Origin of the sequence: Streptomyces sp. NPDC060366 (assembly GCF_042725135.1) — a bacterium.
GTDB lineage: Bacteria > Actinomycetota > Actinomycetes > Streptomycetales > Streptomycetaceae > Streptomyces.
The window spans coordinates 21337-37669 of sequence record NZ_JBHXDC010000027.1 but is presented as its reverse complement, the minus strand read 5'-3'; the positions used below and the strand labels follow the sequence as shown (position 1 = coordinate 37669).

Genomic DNA, 16333 nt, shown 5'->3' with positions numbered 1-16333 from the left:
CGACAGCGACACCTGTCCTGTGGGCGACAAGCCCGGGAGGCACGATTCATGAGTGAGCGAGCTCTCCGCGGCACGCGACTTGTGGTTACCAGCTACGAGACGGACCGCGGCATCGATCTGGCCCCGCGCCAGGCGGTGGAGTACGCATGCCAGAACGGCCATCGATTTGAGATGCCGTTTTCGGTAGAGGCGGAAATTCCGCCGGAGTGGGAGTGCAAGGCGTGTGGCGCCCAGGCACTCCTGGTGGACGGGGATGGTCCCGAGGAGAAGAAGGGCAAGCCTGCGCGTACGCACTGGGACATGCTCATGGAGCGACGCACACGCGAGGAGTTGGAGGAGGTGCTGGCCGAACGGCTGGCCGTCCTGCGCTCCGGCGCCATGAACATCGCGGTGCACCCGCGGGACAGCCGAAAGTCGGCCTGACCCTCTCGGTACCGCCACAACAGCACATGCGAGAAGCCGTGGGCCGCGACACACACAGTGTCGCGGCCCACTGCTTTGCCGTGTCCGCCGCCGGCGGGCCGGCCCGGTGGGCCGGCGCCCTCAGTGCGTCAGGGGCGGGCGGGGCCCGTCGCGGTCCGAGTCGCCCGGCGGGCGGGGCTCGTCGTGCCTGATGACCTCGCCCTGTACGACCTTGCCGTCCGGGCGGGACATCCTGGCCTGCTGAGCCTGCTGGTACGCGTCCCCGAGGCCGCTGGGCCCGGCGGCGCGCATACGGCGCTCCAGCGACCGCTCGGCCTTCCTGCTCAGCATCGACCGCACCGGCGGCACGAGCAGGACCAGGCCGACGGCGTCGGAGATCAGCCCCGGCAGCATGATCAGCAGGCCGCCGAGCATCAGGAAGCCGTTGCCCGAGCTGGTGTTCGCGCTCTCGTCGGTCACGGGAGCGTCGGGGTCCTGCTGCTGCCGCTGCGCCTGCTGGAGCGTCTCGGTGAGATTCCGGAACGCCCGGCGGCCGGCCCGCTTCACCACCACCGAGCCGAGGATGCCGGCGCCGATCAGCAGCAACAGCACCGTCAGCCCGTTCGTCGCCTCGGCCACGACGGTCAGCAGCCAGATTTCGAGCACCAGCCAGAGAGCGATGCCCAGAGGGACAATTCTGCGCGCTCGCGAGCGCTTCGGGGCCGCGGGAGGCGGTGCGCCGGTCGTCATGAGTCCAGTGTGCCTGGCAGCGGCTCGCGTTGTCGTACGAGGGGCGGCCGGATTCAGAGAGGCTTCCGGCCGAGCATGCGGTTCGCCCGCGTACCGACGCCCCACGCGGTGACCCGCCAGAGCGCCTCCACGAGAATGTCCCGGCTCATCTTGGAGTCGCCGAGCTCCCGGTCGACGAAGGTGATCGGCACCTCCACGACATGGCAGCCGGCCTCGACGGCACGGCGCGCGAGGTCGACCTGGAAGCAGTAGCCCTGCGAGGCGACCTCCTCCAGACCGAGCCGGTCGAGCGTCTCCGTACGGAAGGCACGGAAACCGCCGGTGATGTCGCGCAGCGGCAGGCCGAGCAGCGCGCGTGAGTACGTGCTGCCGCCGCGGGAGATCATCTCCCGCGTCCGCGGCCAGTTCACCACCCGGCCGCCGGGCACCCAGCGCGAGCCGAGCACGAGGTCGGCGCCCTTGAGGGCGGTCAGCAGACGGGGCAGTTCCTCGGGCTGGTGGGAGCCGTCGGCGTCCATCTCGACCAGCACGCCGTAGCCGTGCTCCATGCCCCAGTGGAAGCCCGCCAGATAGGCCGCGCCCAGTCCTTCCTTGCCCTTGCGGTGCAGGACATGGACCTGGCTGTCGTCGGCGGCGAGTTCGTCGGCGAGCTTTCCGGTGCCGTCGGGGCTGTTGTCGTCGGCCACGAGGATGTCGGCCTCCGGGACCGCCGCGCGCACGCGGCTGACGGTCCGTTTGATGTTCTCCGCCTCGTTGAAGGTCGGGATGATCACCAAGGCTGCGCCGAGCGGGCCGTACTGCCTCTGACCACCGTCGTTCACAACTGCCCCTTAATCGCCGTACGCAGAAGTACCACCTTAGCGAGCACGCGAGGGGTGTCCGTCCACGCGGTCGTGGGGTGTCGAACAGGAGGGGGCACGGGCGGCCGGAATCCGGCGGTCCGGGCGGCCGGGCAAGGGATCCGGGGCCTGCGGATCGGGTCCCGGCGTCCTTCGGGCCGACCTGGGACCCGCCGGCTGCGGGTCGACCGAAAGCCGTTGTCTACTGAACGCCGGGGCCCTACCCGGGTCGCACCCGTCGACCGGCAGAAACCTTCCCCCGCCCCCGAGGCGCGGGCGCTGAACCTGGCTCCCAGCGGTGGTGCGCCGGTGCGGCACACCACCCCATGACCCAGCGGCGTTCGACGACTGCGTGGGAGTTGCCGGTCGGACGTCCTTTGGTGGACCCGGCCGAACCTACCGGCCGGTGAGTGCTTGCTGTCAACACTCCCCCGACCTGCGGAAATTACCCGTTCCAGCAGGTCAGCGGGGAAGATCCGCTGGTCGCGACAGTGGCCGGTAAGCATCGGTCGGCCGTACGGAGACGTGGGTACATCACTCGTTCGGTCGCACGAACACCGTACGACCGCCCACCACGGTCCGCAGACAGCGGGGCAGGGCCGCGCCGGGGGTGAGATCGGGCAGTCCCGGCGTGCCCGAACGCGGGTCGGTGGACCAGCGGGAGACCCGGTCGTCGGGGGCCTGGACGATCAGTTCCTCGGTGCGCCAGAGCGCGTAGTCGGCGGGGGCGCCGGGCACGAGCACCCCCGTGTCGTCCCTGCCGACGGCGCGCCCGCCGCCACGCGTATGGGCGGTGAAGGCGGCCCGTACGGAGATCCGGTGGGCGGGTGTGCGGTGGAAGGCGGCGGCCCTGATCGTGCCCCAGGGGTCGAGCGGGGTCACGGGGCTGTCCGAGCCGAAGGCGAGCGGGACACCGGCGCGCAGGAGCGCGGCGTACGGGTTGAGCGTGCCGGCGCGCTCCTCGCCGAGCCGGTCGGCGTACATGCCCGTCGTACCGCCCCACGCCGCGTCGAACGCGGGCTGGACGGAGGCGGTGAGGCCGAGTTCGGCGAAGGCGGCGACGGTCTCCGGGGTCAGCATCTCGGCATGCTCGACCCGGTGGCGGGCGGCCCGGATCCGGGCGAGGCCGAGCGTCTCGGCGGCGGCGCGCGTCCCGGCGACGACCGCGCCGATCGCGGCGTCCCCGATGGCGTGGAAGCCCGCCTGGAGACCGGCCTCGGTGCAGGTCGTGACATGGGCGGCGATGTCGGCCGCGTCGAGGTGCGCGGCGCCGGTGTGGGGCGCGTCGGCGTACGGCTCGCTCAGCCAGGCGGTGTGCGAGCCGAGGGAACCGTCCACGAAGAGATCGCCCGCCGCGCCGACGGCGCCGAGTTCACGGATCCGGGCCGCGCCCTTGGCGTCGCTGATCCGCTCGGCCCAGTAGCCGTGGACGCGCGGGCCCGGCTCGTCGTCGGCGAGCCGCAGGAGCCCGGTGAAGTCGTCCTCGGCGGAGATGTCGGGGCCGGCGCACTCGTGGAGCGTGCCGATACCGAGCGACGCCGCGCGGGCGCGCGCGACGCGCTGCGCCTCGGTGCGCTGCGCCGGGGTCACGGCGGCGTGCGCGGCGGCGCGTACGGCGTGGTGGGCGTCGCCGGTCAGCGGGGCGTCCGGGTGGAATCCGGCCAGCTCGGTGATGCCCGGCACCAGATCGAGCAGTGCGGTGGTGACCACGGCCGAGTGGACGTCCACGCGCGTCAGATAGAGCGGCCTGCCGCCCGCCGCCTCGTCGAGTTCGCCACGGGTGGGCGCACGGCGCTCGGGCCAGCGCGCGGCGTCCCAGCCGTGTCCGAGGAGCACCCGGTCGCCGGGGTGCGCGGCGCGGTGGGCGCGTACGAGCGCGAGCGCGTCGCCGAGGGTTCCCGCGCCGGACAGGTCGAGTCCGGTGAGGGCGAGGCCGGTGGCGGTGGTGTGGACGTGCGCGTCGGTGAACGCCGGGGTGACGAGGGCGCCTTCGAGGTCGACGGTCTCGTCGACACCGGAGGCGAAGGAGTCGGCGGCGCCCTCGGAGCCGACCCAGGCGACATGGCCGCGTTCGACGACCATCGCCGTGGCGAAGGGGTCGGCGGGGCTGTGGACGTCTCCACCCCGCAGCAGCACGGTGCGGGGTTCGCTCTGGGTCCGGGGGGCGGCGCGATCGTTCATGACGCCCAGTCTCCCGCCTCGCGGGACGGCGAGTGCACGCAGGGGGCGGACCGGGCACGGTCGACCGTCGGCATCGGCTCGGAGCGCCCCGGCGGCGAACCGAGCCCTATGAGGACCGAGCCCTAGAAATGCGGCGCCCTCGCCTCGTACGGCGTGGACAGGACGACCGTCGTACGGGTGGAGACACCCGCCAGGGTCCGGATGCGTGTCAGCAGGTGCTCCAGTTCCAGCGGGGCGGCCACCCGCACCTTGAGGATGTAGTTCTCCTCGCCGGCCACGCTGTGGCACGCCTCGATCTCGGGGATCGGGGCGAGCCGTTCCGCGATGTCGTCCGGCGCGCTGGGGTCGAAGGGTTTGACCGAGATGAACGCGGTCAGCGGCAGGCCGACGGCTTCCGGGTCGACGACGGCCGCGTACCCCCGTACGACTCCGCGCTGCTCCAGCCTGCGGACCCGCTGATGCACCGCCGAGGTGGACAGACCCGTGGCCTTGCCCAGGTCGGTGTAGCTCATCCGCCCGTCCTTGACGAGCAACTGCACGATCTGACGATCCAGGTCCTCCATGCGGATCAACCTATTGCCCGAGGAGGCTTCCGGCACAGCCGAGGGCGTACCGGATCGTCACCTGCGCCGGGCATGTGACGAAGACCACAGGTATGTCACGGGGTCCGTCGAGACCTTACGGTTACCTGCCTCGCGCGACGGGAATTGCTTGCTGTGGTCGAGGCCGCACGTGGCTGTTCGGCCCACCCGAGGGGGAGTGTCTCCATGCAGAGCCTGAAGCGCACCGGACGTATCGAACCGGAGCCCGTTGATCCCGTCGAGGCCGATGAGCTCGACTTCTACGACACCTTCGAGATGTACCGGGTCGTGTGCCCGGACTGCTCCCAGCCGATCGCCCTGCTGGCGGACGAGGACAGCCTGCCGGAGCACGCGCTCTGCCCCAGCCCGTGGACCCCGTTCGTCCTCAACGTGTGTGCGGGTACGGGCCGTTCGGCCCTGGATGCCGGGCCTGCCGACGAGTCGCTCGACGCCCAGGAGCAGGACACCGCACTGCTGCTGACGCTCCCTCAGGGGCTGGACTGGCGGACACAGCCGTTCTCCCACGCGGGCGGCCCGAGTTCACGCCCGTTCAAGGTGCCGCACCTGCGGCGCCACGCCGCCTGACGCGCCATCACGCGTCGATCCGGCTGACCACTCGTCAATTCGCCTGATCCGTCCGCCGGTTGGTGACGACCGACGGACGGACCGGTGCGACGGGCGGGTGTTCAGCGGGTCTCGGGCCCCGCGAGGTGCCGGGCGATCACCATGCGCTGGATCTGGTTGGTGCCTTCGACGATCTGGAGCACCTTCGCCTCGCGCATGTAGCGCTCGACGGGGAAGTCGGCCGTGTAGCCGTAGCCGCCGAGCACCTGGACGGCGTCCGTGGTGACCTGCATCGCGGCGTCCGTGCAGAACAGCTTCGCCATCGCCGCCTGCCGGGAGAACGGCAGGCCGGCGTCGCGCAGTCGCGCCGCCGCGAGGTACAGGGCCCGGCCCGCCTCGATACGGGTGGCCATGTCGGCGAGCATGAAGCGCAGGCCCTGGAAGTCGGCGATGGGACGGCCGAACTGGAGGCGTCCCGTCGCGTACTCCACGGCCTCGTCGAGGGCCGCCTGGGCGACGCCCACGGCGCAGGCCGCGATCCCGAGGCGGCCGGAGTCGAGCGCGGAGAGGGCGATCGCGAAGCCCTGCCCCTCGTCGCCGATCCGCCGGTCGTCGCCGATCCGGACGCCGTCGAAGTGGAGTTGGGCGGTGGGTGAGCCGTTCATGCCCATCTTCTTCTCGGGCGCGGCCGCGACCAGTCCCTCCGCGTCGCCGGGCACCAGGAAGGCCGAGATGCCTCCGGCGCCCTCGCCCCCGGTGCGCGCGAGCACGGTGTAGAAGTCGGCGACACCGCCGTGGGTGATCCACGCCTTGGTGCCGGTGATCACCCAGTCGTCGCCGTCCCTGACGGCCTTCGTGCGCAGTGAGGCGGCGTCGGAGCCCGAGGCGGGCTCGGAGAGGCAGTACGCGCCGAGCAGGCCGCCGCCCAGCATGGCGGGGAGGTGCTTGGCCTGCTGGTCGGCCGTGCCGTACGAGGCGAGCGCGTGGCAGGCCAGGGAGTGGACGCTGACGCCGAGGCCGACGGTGAGACGGGCCGCGCCGAGCTCTTCGAGGACCTGGAGATAGACCTCGTACGGCTGGTCGCCGCCGCCGTGTTCGGAGTCGTACGGGAGGCCGAGCAGGCCCGATTCGGAGAGAAGGGAGAAGTTCTGCCGCGGGAAGTGCCCCGCCGCCTCCTCCTCGGCCGCCAGGGGGACGATCTCCCGCTCGATGATGTCGCGTACGAGTGCGAGCAGGTCCTTGGACTCCTCGGTGGGCAACTGACGGTCCACCGGTCGCGGGGCGCGGTCGGGCATGGCGGCGCTCTCCTCCCTTTCGGGGCGCTACGGCGGTCGCTCACCCAGGGTGTGGCGGCGCCGCCGGTCGAGGCCCGGGGGTGTCCCCGGACCGGATACCTGCCCAGCCGATGCTGCCTTCCCGGATCACGGGGCGGGCTGACCAGCGGCTGTGGCGCGTTGAGTATGCCCGATCGGCGGGGTGGAGTCACGGGCGCTCAGGTCCCGCACCCGTTCCGCTTGGGTTCCGTTCGTCCGTCGCCGGGCGGCCGTCGAGCGGTGCTCCGGCCGCTGTCGAGGAGCCGCCCGGCTTCCGCCGAGTGTGCGGGGAAGTTGGTCCGCACCATTGACCCACTGGTCTAGTCCTTCTAACGTCCCGGTGAACACTCTCCGCGTCCATGCCAAGTCAACGGCATGGGCCTCGATCTCCCTCCCCACGAGGAGACCTCATGCTCAGACCGCACCGTCCCCGCGCCCGTTTCCGGGCGCTCGTCGCCGCGGCGTGTACCGCCGTTCTCGGCGTGTCCCTGCTCGCCGGCGCCGGTACCGCGGCGGCCGACCAGGAGAAGGCCCCGGCGGCGGCCCCCACAGCCGCCGGCGAGAAGGTCATCGGATACTTCGCCAACTGGGGTGTCTACGACCGGAATTACCACGTCAAGAACATCGAGACCTCCGGGTCGGCCGACAAGCTGACGCATATCAACTACGCGTTCGGCAACGTCCAGGGCGGCAAGTGCACGATCGGCGACTCCTTCGCCGACTACGAGAAGGCCTACACCGCCGACCAGAGCGTCGACGGTGTCGCCGACGCCTGGGACCAGCCGCTGCGGGGCAACTTCAACCAGCTCCGCAAGCTCAAGGAGCTGCACCCCGGCCTCAAGGTGATCTGGTCGTTCGGCGGCTGGTCCTGGTCGGGCGGCTTCGGTGAGGCGGCGAAGAACCCGGCCGCGTTCGCCAAGTCCTGCCACGACCTGGTCGAGGACCCGCGCTGGGCCGATGTCTTCGACGGCATCGACATCGACTGGGAGTACCCGAACGCCTGTGGTCTGACCTGCGACACCAGCGGGCCCGACGCCTTCACGAACATGGCCTCCGCGCTCCGTACGGAGTTCGGCGGCGACAACCTGGTCACGGCGGCCATCACCGCCGACGCGTCCGACGGCGGCAAGATCGACGCCACCGACTACGGCGCGGCGGCCCAGTACCTCGACTGGTACCTGCCGATGACGTACGACTTCTTCGGCGCGTTCGCGGCGCAGGGCCCCACGGCTCCGCACTCGCCGCTCACGTCGTACGACGGCATCCCGCAGGAGGGCTTCAACTCCGACGCGGCGATCACCAAGCTGAAGGCCAAGGGCGTTCCCGCCGAGAAGCTGCTGCTCGGCATCGGCTTCTACGGGCGCGGCTGGACCGGGGTCACCCAGTCCGAGCCGGGCGGCAGCGCGACGGGCGCGGCGGCCGGCACGTACGAGGCGGGCATCGAGGACTACAAGGTCCTGAAGAACACCTGCCCGGCCAACGGCACCGTGGCCGGTACGGCGTACGCGCACTGCGGCAACAACTGGTGGAGCTACGACACCCCCGCCACCATCGGCACCAAGATGGACTACAAGAACGAGCAGGGCCTGGGAGGCACCTTCTTCTGGGAGCTCAGCGGCGACACGACCGACGGTGAGCTGATCAAGGCGATCAACTAGCCGTTCGGGACACGCGTTCCGTCAACGGGCGCCGGGCGGGCTCAGCGAGCCTGTCCGGCGCTCCCCGGCGGACGCTTGCCGACGAATGCTTGCCGACGGACCGTCAGCGGCCGGTGTACGGACGGAAGTCCGGGTCCGGCGGCGGCGCCGGGCACTCCGGCGCGAACTCCTCGATCGTGTTCAGCGTGTGCCGCAGCATCCGCACCAGCAGATCGCGCGGGATCTCCCGGGTCAGGTCGTCGCGGTGCTCCAGCCATTCGAGCGTCAGCCACTCGACACTGCTGAGCCAGCCGAGCAGGGCGAGTCTGGCGATCGGCGGGATGTCCTTGCGGCCGTACGCGCCCTCGGCGACGGTGGAGACCAGTCCCGTACGCACCGCGTCGCGAATCGCCTGCACCTGGGTGTCGAAGCCGACGCCGCCCGTGATGATCGTCCGGTAGGCGGCCTCGTTGAACTCGGCGAACCGGAGATACGCCTCGACGGTGCGCTGTACGCGCTGGGTGCTCGGCAGGTCACCGCCGCCCGCGGCGAGCGAGACCAGTTCCATCACCGAGTCCTCGATGATGGCGAGGTAATAGCCGCGCTTGTTCTTGAAGTAGTAGTAGATCAGCCCCTTGGCGACGCCCGCGTGCTGGGCGATGTCGTCCATCGACAGGGCGTCGTACGACGTGTCGGCGAACAACTTCCGGCCGGTGGCGATGAGTTCGGAGCGGCGCAACTGCGCCCGCTCACTCTCACCACGCTGCTGCCTGTTGTTCAAATCCGCGCGTCCCAGGTCTCGGCTGTCACAGGAGATCCGCAGTATTGCAGACCCGCCGACGAGGGCCGAGGGCGCCTGTGGCGCCGGGTGGGCGGTTGGAAGACCACCCGGCGCCCCGCGGGAGGGCTCAGCGCACGCCGACGGCCTCCAGCGCCTTGCGCTGGGCCGAGGTGGGCTCCACGGGCCAGTAGAGGTAGCAGACGCCGCCGGTGCCGGAGACAACCGTGCCCGCGGCGTTGTACCGCTTGGTCCTCAACCAGACGTTCTCCCACTCACGGCGCTTGTAGATCCGCCGTACGGCCTCGTTGCTCGGTGAGGCCGGGTCGTTGGCGATCACGTCGCCGGCGGCCGTGAAGCCGATCACGGTCATCAGATGGCCGGAGGTGCCGTAGCCCGCGCCGGTCAGCTCGCTCGCCAGGAAGGACTGCGAGGTGATGACCGGGATGCCCGCGCGGATCAGCCGCTCGACGTCGGTGAGCGAGCCGAGCCGGGTGACGACGGCGTTCATGTCCTTGTACGTGCCCGCGTACGCCGCGTTGAAGGGCCAGTTGCCGCACCCGTCGTACTGGTGGTCGAACGTGAAGCGGGCCGCGTGGCAGACCTGCGGGTCGGCGAAGTCCGGGTTCACCCACGCCAGATCGGCGGCGGTGGGCTTACGGCCCCAGTACTCGATGATCATCTGTGAGGAGGTGGGGCTGCACCAGGCCTCGCCGCCGTTGTCGTACTCCGGGTACTGGCCGACGTGCGTGTTCTGCGAGTAGCGCGGCACGGTCAGCTCACGCGCCACCTGATGCCCGGCGGCCGGGACGGTGAAGCGGTCGGGGATGTCCGAGGCCATCGCGCCGACCCGCCGGACCGTGGGGGTGAGCGTGGTGCCCGGCTTGCGGTGGAGCGTGAGGCGGAGCTGGTACGACGCGAGGCGCAGACCGCTCGCCGGGTCGTCGACGGCGAAGGTGTCGGTCCAGACACTGCTGCGGTCGTCCGTCTGGTCGTCGACGGACGTACGGCGGATGTCGCCGTCCCCGGACGCCCAGCGGCCCATCACGTACCAGGGCGTCGCCTTGCCGTCGGAGTAGGTGCCGCGCAGCTCGGTCTGGATCCAGGTGCCCGCGGGGGTGTCGGCGTTCCAGGAGGCGATCGCCTCGGTGGCCGGGACCTTGGAGCGGTGGACGGGCGAGGTCCAGGTCGCGTACTCCCAGGTGCTGGTCTTCCCGGTGTGCGGGTCCGCGTAGTCGGTGCTGCCCGCGGGGGTGGCGATGACCAGTCCGGACCGGCTGCCGGAGAGGACCTTCGTGCCGTTGGCCGTACCGCCGCGCCAGTCGGTGGCGGAGCTCCAGAACCGGTTGTCCACGGGAGTGGCCACGCGGCGGTGGGCGGCCGAGGGGCCGGAGCGGGCGGACGGTGCGGCGGCCAGGGCCGGCGCCGCGGCGGAGAGCGCGCCCGCGCCGGCCGCAGCGAGGGCGGTGGCGAGCACCGTACGGCGCGACGCCGGGCTGTTCCAGGATGGTGCTGGGCTGTTCATGGGACCCCCGGGTCACTGGTCTCTTCACTGGTATGTGCACGACAGTCCGCCAACTATCGCGGCTCCCGAACGGCTTCGGCCAGCGATTCGTCTCGCGTCGCCCGACCAATATTGGTCTCCACCACTGACGCGGATTCACCGCGCGGGCCCGCGCCGGACCGCGCCCCCGCGCGCATAGGCTGACCGGGTGGACGACCTCACCGAAGCCGCGACGACACTGCGCGCCTTGCCGCCCTCCTGCGGCCCGGTCCGGCTGGTCGCGGTCGACGGCCACGCCGGTTCCGGCAAGAGCACCTTCGCCGCGCGGCTCGCCGCCGCGCTCGGCGGCGCACCCGTACTGCACCTGGACGACCTGGCCACGCACGACGCGTTCTTCGACTGGACACGGCGGCTCACCGACGATGTGATCGGTCCCCTCTCGCAGGGCGCGACCGCGCGGTACGCGCCGTACGACTGGACGCTACGGCGCTTCCGTGCGCCCCTTCCGCTGCCTCCCGCGCCGGTCGTCCTGATCGAGGGGGTGGGCGCGGGCCGGGCGGCGGTACGCCCGTGGCTGGCGAGGCTGCTGTGGATGGACCGGGGCGCCGAGGAGTCCTGGCGACGGGGCCGCGAACGCGACGGATCGGACCTGTCGGCCTTCTGGGACGGCTGGACGCGGGCGGAGACGCGCCATTTCGCGGCCGATCCCTCGCGTCCCTTCGCCGATCTTCTGGTGCGCGAGTGGCAGGAGGGATACAAGTGGCTGCCCGGAACTCGTGCGAATGCGCCAGAGGTTGAACCTGTCACCTACGGTGACCGGACATTCCCTCCGTACTGAGCAGTCGGAAATCAGCCCCGAAGGTGCCTCAACTCGGCTTGACCAAGGGGTGGGACAGGTCTTACGTTCTCAATGTGCGGCTTTTCGGAGCCGCCGCAGACGCGAAGCCCCCGGTTGTTCCCCCGTGATCGGGGGCTTCGTTCTGCCCTCTTCGCCACCTCCCGGCGCCGTCCCTCACCCAGCGATCACCCTGGGTCACCGGCGCGGGCGGGACGGCCGCGCCCTTAGTCGCGCACCCTCTGCGCAGGTACGATGCCCCTTGGTTGGGTAGGTCAGGGGTCAATTCCCGTCCACGACAAGGTGGTTCAGCACGCTCTGCCGACGGGCGCCCGCCCGGCGGGACATCACGGGGTCATGGTTTGTGGGGGGCCTGATGGACATCGGCACGCAGGGCGCTGGAGCCCCGGCCGATCTCGCGTGGGTACGTGGTGTGGATGCTTACACGATGGGGGCGTATCCACAGGCGGAGGAGGAGTTCCGGGAGGCCGTACGGCTCGATCCCGGCATGGCGGACGGCTGGCTGGGGCTGCACGCGCTACGGGTCGACACCACGACCGCGCTGCTGCACATGTACCGCCACCGTGACCGCTTCGGCGAGCAGCGCTCCCGCCATCGTCGCACCCTCAACTCCTGGTACTGGCTGGGCTGGTGGGTGCAGCCCGTCCTGGAGAGCCGGCGCGACCTGCTGCTCGCGCACGCCTCGCACTGGCTCGACGGCCGGCACGTGCCCGAGCTGGACCGGGCGCTCGCCGGGCTGCCGCCCGTGGACGCCGATCCGCATGTGCGTTTCCTGCACGCCTGCCGGGCCTATCTGGTCAAGGACTGGGACCAGTTGGTGCGCCACACCGAATCCCTCGTCAACGACCCGCTGCTGGGCATCGAGGCGGGCCTGTTCGGCGGCATGGCGCGCGTCCGGCTGGAGATGTACGGACAGGCCGAGCCGCTGCTCTCGACATCGCTGATGCGCTGCCGCAGCGAACAGCCGCAGCGCAAGGAGCTGCGTTACTGGCTGGCGCGCGCGCACGAGGGGACCGGGCGCAGCGCCGCCGCGCTGCCGCTGTACCGGGCGGTGCACCGGACGGACCCGACCTTCATGGACACCGCCGCCCGGCTCGCGGCGATCACCGACTCCGACGGGTACGACGGGGCGGACGATTCCGCGGGGCTCGCGTCGGTCGCGCTGGCCGGTTTCGGTCAGGACGCGCTGGACGCGCAGGTCGACGGCGAGTATCCGCAGGGCCCCGACCCGCGGCCGGGCGCCGACGGCCAGTCCCCCTTCGGCGTGGGTGTTCCGCCGAACCCGGTGGACCCCGTGGACGGGATACGGGAGAAGGCGGTCGTACCGTCGCAGCCCGCTCCCCCGCAGTTCCCCGACCGCCCCACCGACCCGGCCCTGCTCGCCGAGGCGCTGGCCGAACTGGAGCGGATGGTCGGTCTGGAACCGGTGAAACGCCAGGTCAAAGCGTTGTCCGCGCAGCTCAACATGGCGCGGTTACGGGCCGGCCAGGGGCTGCCCGTACAGCCGCCCAAGCGTCACTTCGTCTTCTCCGGCCCCTCGGGCACCGGCAAGACGACCGTCGCGCGCATCCTCGGCCGGGTCTTCTACGCGCTGGGGCTGCTCGGCGGTGACCATCTGGTCGAGGCCCAGCGGGCCGATCTGGTCGGCGAGTTCCTGGGCCAGACGGCGGTGAAGGCGAACGAGCTGATCGACTCGGCGATCGGTGGCGTGCTGTTCGTCGACGAGGCGTACAGCCTCGCCAACTCGGGCTACAGCAAGGGCGACGCGTACGGCGACGAGGCCCTTCAGGTGCTGCTGAAGCGCGCGGAGGACAACCGCAACCATCTCGTGGTGATACTCGCCGGCTATCCGGAGGGCATGGACCGGCTGCTCGCCACCAACCCCGGTCTCTCCTCCCGCTTCACGACGCGCGTCGACTTCCCCAGCTACCGGCCCCTCGAACTGACCGCGATCGGCGAGGTGCTGGCCGCCGAGAACGACGACGTGTGGGACGAGGAGTCGCTGGACGAGCTGCGCAGCATCAGCGGCCATGTGGTCGACCAGGGCTGGATCGACGAGCTGGGCAACGGCCGCTTCCTGCGCACGCTGTACGAGAAGAGCTGCGCGTACCGCGATCTGCGGCTCTCGGGTTACGGCAGCACGCCGGGACGCGCCGATCTCGCCACGCTGCGGCTGCCGGATCTGATGCAGGCGTACGGCGAGGTGCTGTCGGGCCGGGGGCCGGTGGACCGGGGGCGCGGGGCGGGAGATCCGCCGCAGCTCTGACACCGGGCCGGTGAGCTGTTGGTGTCCTCACGCGCCGGACGGGCCGCCGCGGGGGCGGGGCCGTCCGGCGCGTGAGGACCGGCGCGTTCAGTGCGCCAGGACCTGCTCCGACGGATCGGTCGGGCCGGCCTTGCCGCCGCCCCGCAGCGCCACCGGCAGCGTCGCCTCCCGGTGGGCCGGGTCCCGTACCTCACCGACGAGCATTTCCAGTACGTCCTCCAGCGCGACGAGCCCCAGCACCCGGCCGGACCCGTCGGCGACCTGCGCGAGGTGCGTGGCGGCCCGGCGCATCACGGTGAGGGCGTCGTCCAGGGGCAGCTCGGCCCGCAGGGTCGTCATCGGCCGCCAGATGTGCTGCGGTACGGCGCGCTCCCGCTCCTCCAGGTCGAGGACGTCCTTGACGTGCACGTACCCCATGAAGACCCCGGCGTTGTCGGCGCAGACCGGGAAGCGGGAGAAGCCGGTTCGCACCGTCAGCTCCTCGATCTCGCGGGGCGTGACGGCGGGCGTCACCGTCACCAGCCCGGCCCGGGTGAGCAGGACGTCGGTGACCGGCCGGGAGCCGAGCTCCAGGGCGTCCTCCAGCCGTTCCTGCTCCTCCGGGTCGAGGAGACCGGCCTGGCCGGAGTCCTCCACGAGACGGTTGAGCTGCTCGCTGGTGAAGACGGCCTCCACCTCGTCCTTGGGCTCGACGCCGAAGGCCCGCAGGACCAGGCCGGCGCAGGCGCCGAGTGCCGCGGTGACGGGGCGGCAGAGCCGGGCGAAGCCGACGAGTCCGGGACTGAACCAGATCGCGGTCTTCTCCGGCGCGGCCATGGCGAGGTTCTTCGGGACCATCTCGCCGATGACGAGGTGCAGGAAGACGACCGCGGCGAGGGCGACGACGAAGCCCAGAGGATGGATGAGTCCCTCGGGCACATGGGCCGCGTGGAGGAGCGGTTCGAGGAGTCGGGCCACGGTGGGCTCGGCGACGGCGCCGAGTGTCAGGGAGCAGATGGTGATGCCGAACTGCGCGGCGGCCATCATCTGCGGAAGGTTCTCCAGACCGTGCAGCACCTGGCGGGCGCGTGCCGATCCCTGGGCCGCGAGCGGCTCGATCTGGCTGCGGCGTACGGAGACGAGCGCGAACTCGGCTCCGACGAAGAATCCGTTGGCGAGGACGAGCAGGACGGCGAAGAGAAGCTGGAGGACGCTCACCGGGCCGCCTCCGCCTTCGCGGGAGCCTGCGCCGGTGTCAGGGCGGGGGCCGGGGCGGGGGCCGTCGTCAGGGCCGTCGCCTTCGGCGTCGCCGCGGCCCGAGCCGGGGCTGCGGCCGGGACCGGTACCGGGACGTCGCCGGTGCGCACGAGCCGCACCCGTTCGGCCCGGTAGCGACCGACCTGCCGGACGGACAGCCGCCAGCCGGGCAGCTCCGCCCGGTCGCCCGGCGCGGGGATACGGCCCAGCAGGTCGGCGACCAGTCCCGCCACCGTCTCGTACGGCCCGTCGGGCACTTCGAGCCCTATCCGCTGGAGTGTGAGGACCCGGCAACTGCCCTCGGCGTCCCAGGTGGGACGCCCGTCGTCGGTGGCGACGGAGACGAGTTCGGGCCGTCCGTCACCCTCGCTGTCGTGCTCGTCCAGGACCTCGCCGACCAGCTCCTCGATGATGTCTTCGAGGGTGACGACCCCGGCCGTACCGCCGTACTCGTCGACGACCACGGCGATGGGCTGCTCGCTGCGCAGACGCTCCAGGAGCTGCTGCACGGGCAGCGTCTCGGGCACGAGCTGGGCCTGCACGGAGATCCGGCCGACCGGCACCCGCCGGCGTTCGTGCGGCGGGACGGCGAGCGCGTCCTTGAGGTGGGCCATGCCGACGATCTCGTCGATGCGCTCGCGGTAGACCGGGAAGCGCGAGAGGCCGGTGGCCCGCGTCAGGTTGAGCACGTCGGCCGCCGTGGCGTCCGACTGGAGGGCTATGACCTTCACGCGCGGGGTCATGACGTGCTGCGCGGTGAGGTGGCCGAGGGACAGCGTCCGTACGAAGAGGTCCGCCGTGTCCTGTTCGAGGGCGCCGGCCAGCGCGGAGTGCCGGGCCAGCGAGACCAGTTCACCGGGCGTACGGGCCGAGGCCAGCTCGTCGGTCGGCTCGACGCCGAACAGCCGCACCAGCCGGTTGGCCACCGCGTTGAGCAGGGCGATCACGGGCCGGAAGACGGTGGCGAACAGATGCTGCGGGCCCGCGACGAAGCGCGCGACCTGCAACGGCCGGGAGACCGCCCAGTTCTTCGGTACGAGTTCGCCGATGACCATCTGAACGGCGGAGGCGAGGAGGACACCGATCACCACGGCGACACCGGACACGGCCCCTTCGGGGAGACCCGTCGCGGTGAGCGGGCCGTCGAGCAGTTGGGCGAGCGCGGGCTCGGCCAGCATGCCGACGACGAGGGAGGTGATGGTGATGCCGAGCTGGGTGCCGGACAGCTGGAAGGACAGCTCCCGCAGGGACCTGACGACGGCGCGGGCCCGGCGGTCGCCCGCCGCCGCCGCGCGTTCCGCGTCCGGGCGGTCCACGGTCACGAGACCGAACTCGGCCGCCACGAAGAATCCGTTGGCGAGGATGAGAAGGAATGCCGCGGCGAGCAGCAGAAGGGGGATGGTCATGCCGCCGCCTCTTCGAAGGC

At 71.5% G+C, this 16333-nt stretch carries 14 protein-coding genes; 5 read left to right on the top strand and 9 right to left on the bottom strand.

All coding sequences use genetic code 11. The features are described from left to right. Positions 1–48 precede the first annotated feature (48 nt). Positions 49–423, top strand: coding sequence for an RNA polymerase-binding protein RbpA (locus ACFWHU_RS35835; protein ID WP_003959706.1), 375 nt, complete (start codon positions 49–51; stop codon positions 421–423). Between the two features lie 120 nt (positions 424–543). On the opposite strand, the gene fxsA is transcribed toward ACFWHU_RS35835, so the two are convergent. The 4 genes from fxsA to ACFWHU_RS35815 all read right to left on the bottom strand — a co-directional run bounded on the left by fxsA (position 544) and on the right by ACFWHU_RS35815 (position 4735). Beyond that, complete coding sequence (gene fxsA, locus ACFWHU_RS35830; protein ID WP_385801974.1) at positions 544–1152, bottom strand: FxsA family membrane protein; 609 nt, start codon at positions 1150–1152, stop codon at positions 544–546. A gap of 53 nt (positions 1153–1205) precedes the next feature. Continuing rightward, a complete protein-coding gene (locus ACFWHU_RS35825) occupies positions 1206–1973 on the bottom strand; it encodes a polyprenol monophosphomannose synthase (protein ID WP_242574801.1) in 768 nt (255 codons plus the stop codon). A 552-nt stretch (positions 1974–2525) separates the two neighbouring features. Next, complete coding sequence (locus ACFWHU_RS35820; RefSeq protein WP_387230283.1) at positions 2526–4172, bottom strand: amidohydrolase; 1647 nt, start codon at positions 4170–4172, stop codon at positions 2526–2528. Between the two features lie 122 nt (positions 4173–4294). Further along, positions 4295–4735: an Lrp/AsnC family transcriptional regulator gene (locus ACFWHU_RS35815; RefSeq protein ID WP_385801970.1), complete on the bottom strand. Its 441-nt coding sequence runs from the start codon at positions 4733–4735 to the stop codon at positions 4295–4297. 204 nt (positions 4736–4939) lie between these two features. On the opposite strand from ACFWHU_RS35815, the gene ACFWHU_RS35810 reads away from it, so the two are divergent. After that, entirely contained in the window at positions 4940–5338 is a 399-nt protein-coding gene (locus ACFWHU_RS35810; protein WP_385801968.1) for a hypothetical protein, read from the top strand. A 101-nt stretch (positions 5339–5439) separates the two neighbouring features. On the opposite strand, the gene ACFWHU_RS35805 is transcribed toward ACFWHU_RS35810, so the two are convergent. Further along, entirely contained in the window at positions 5440–6612 is a 1173-nt protein-coding gene (locus tag ACFWHU_RS35805) for an acyl-CoA dehydrogenase family protein (protein WP_385801967.1), read from the bottom strand. Between the two features lie 428 nt (positions 6613–7040). Between ACFWHU_RS35805 and ACFWHU_RS35800 the strand changes: the two genes are divergently transcribed. Beyond that, the gene (locus ACFWHU_RS35800) at positions 7041–8288 is read left to right on the top strand and encodes a glycoside hydrolase family 18 protein (protein WP_385801965.1); all 1248 of its coding nucleotides are present in this window, start codon (positions 7041–7043) and stop codon (positions 8286–8288) included. 103 nt (positions 8289–8391) lie between these two features. Here ACFWHU_RS35800 and ACFWHU_RS35795 read toward each other — a convergent pair whose 3' ends face one another. Next, positions 8392–9048 (bottom strand): TetR/AcrR family transcriptional regulator, encoded by a 657-nt coding sequence (locus ACFWHU_RS35795; protein WP_385801964.1) that lies wholly within the window; start codon positions 9046–9048, stop codon positions 8392–8394. A 127-nt stretch (positions 9049–9175) separates the two neighbouring features. Continuing rightward, complete coding sequence (locus ACFWHU_RS35790) at positions 9176–10570, bottom strand: peptidase C39 family protein (RefSeq protein WP_387230280.1); 1395 nt, start codon at positions 10568–10570, stop codon at positions 9176–9178. A 187-nt stretch (positions 10571–10757) separates the two neighbouring features. On the opposite strand from ACFWHU_RS35790, the gene ACFWHU_RS35785 reads away from it, so the two are divergent. Together ACFWHU_RS35785 and ACFWHU_RS35780 are read left to right on the top strand one after the other, a co-directional pair. After that, positions 10758–11387, top strand: coding sequence for a hypothetical protein (locus ACFWHU_RS35785; RefSeq protein ID WP_387230278.1), 630 nt, complete (start codon positions 10758–10760; stop codon positions 11385–11387). Positions 11388–11760: 373 nt separating this feature from the next. Beyond that, positions 11761–13671, top strand: a complete 1911-nt coding sequence (locus ACFWHU_RS35780) for an AAA family ATPase (RefSeq protein WP_387230276.1) — start codon at positions 11761–11763, stop codon at positions 13669–13671. Positions 13672–13758: 87 nt separating this feature from the next. On the opposite strand, the gene ACFWHU_RS35775 is transcribed toward ACFWHU_RS35780, so the two are convergent. Beyond that, positions 13759–14868 (bottom strand): hemolysin family protein, encoded by a 1110-nt coding sequence (locus ACFWHU_RS35775; RefSeq protein ID WP_387230274.1) that lies wholly within the window; start codon positions 14866–14868, stop codon positions 13759–13761. After that, a complete protein-coding gene (locus ACFWHU_RS35770; RefSeq protein WP_387230272.1) occupies positions 14865–16313 on the bottom strand; it encodes a hemolysin family protein in 1449 nt (482 codons plus the stop codon). Before ACFWHU_RS35770 ends, ACFWHU_RS35775 begins: the two co-directional genes overlap by 4 nt. Positions 16314–16333 lie beyond the last annotated feature (20 nt).

Bases quoted from the DNA above. Each gene is read 5' to 3' on its own strand.
- ACFWHU_RS35835 (WP_003959706.1), top strand. From the start codon at position 49: ATGAGTGAGCGAGCTCTCCGCGGCACGCGACTTGTGGTTACCAGCTAC.
- fxsA (WP_385801974.1), bottom strand. From the start codon at position 1,152: ATGACGACCGGCGCACCGCCTCCCGCGGCCCCGAAGCGCTCGCGAGCG.
- ACFWHU_RS35820 (WP_387230283.1), bottom strand. From the start codon at position 4,172: ATGAACGATCGCGCCGCCCCCCGGACCCAGAGCGAACCCCGCACCGTG.
- ACFWHU_RS35815 (WP_385801970.1), bottom strand. From the start codon at position 4,735: ATGGAGGACCTGGATCGTCAGATCGTGCAGTTGCTCGTCAAGGACGGG.
- ACFWHU_RS35810 (WP_385801968.1), top strand. From the start codon at position 4,940: ATGCAGAGCCTGAAGCGCACCGGACGTATCGAACCGGAGCCCGTTGAT.
- ACFWHU_RS35805 (WP_385801967.1), bottom strand. From the start codon at position 6,612: ATGCCCGACCGCGCCCCGCGACCGGTGGACCGTCAGTTGCCCACCGAG.
- ACFWHU_RS35800 (WP_385801965.1), top strand. From the start codon at position 7,041: ATGCTCAGACCGCACCGTCCCCGCGCCCGTTTCCGGGCGCTCGTCGCC.
- ACFWHU_RS35790 (WP_387230280.1), bottom strand. From the start codon at position 10,570: ATGAACAGCCCAGCACCATCCTGGAACAGCCCGGCGTCGCGCCGTACG.
- ACFWHU_RS35780 (WP_387230276.1), top strand. From the start codon at position 11,761: ATGGACATCGGCACGCAGGGCGCTGGAGCCCCGGCCGATCTCGCGTGG.
- ACFWHU_RS35770 (WP_387230272.1), bottom strand. From the start codon at position 16,313: ATGACCATCCCCCTTCTGCTGCTCGCCGCGGCATTCCTTCTCATCCTC.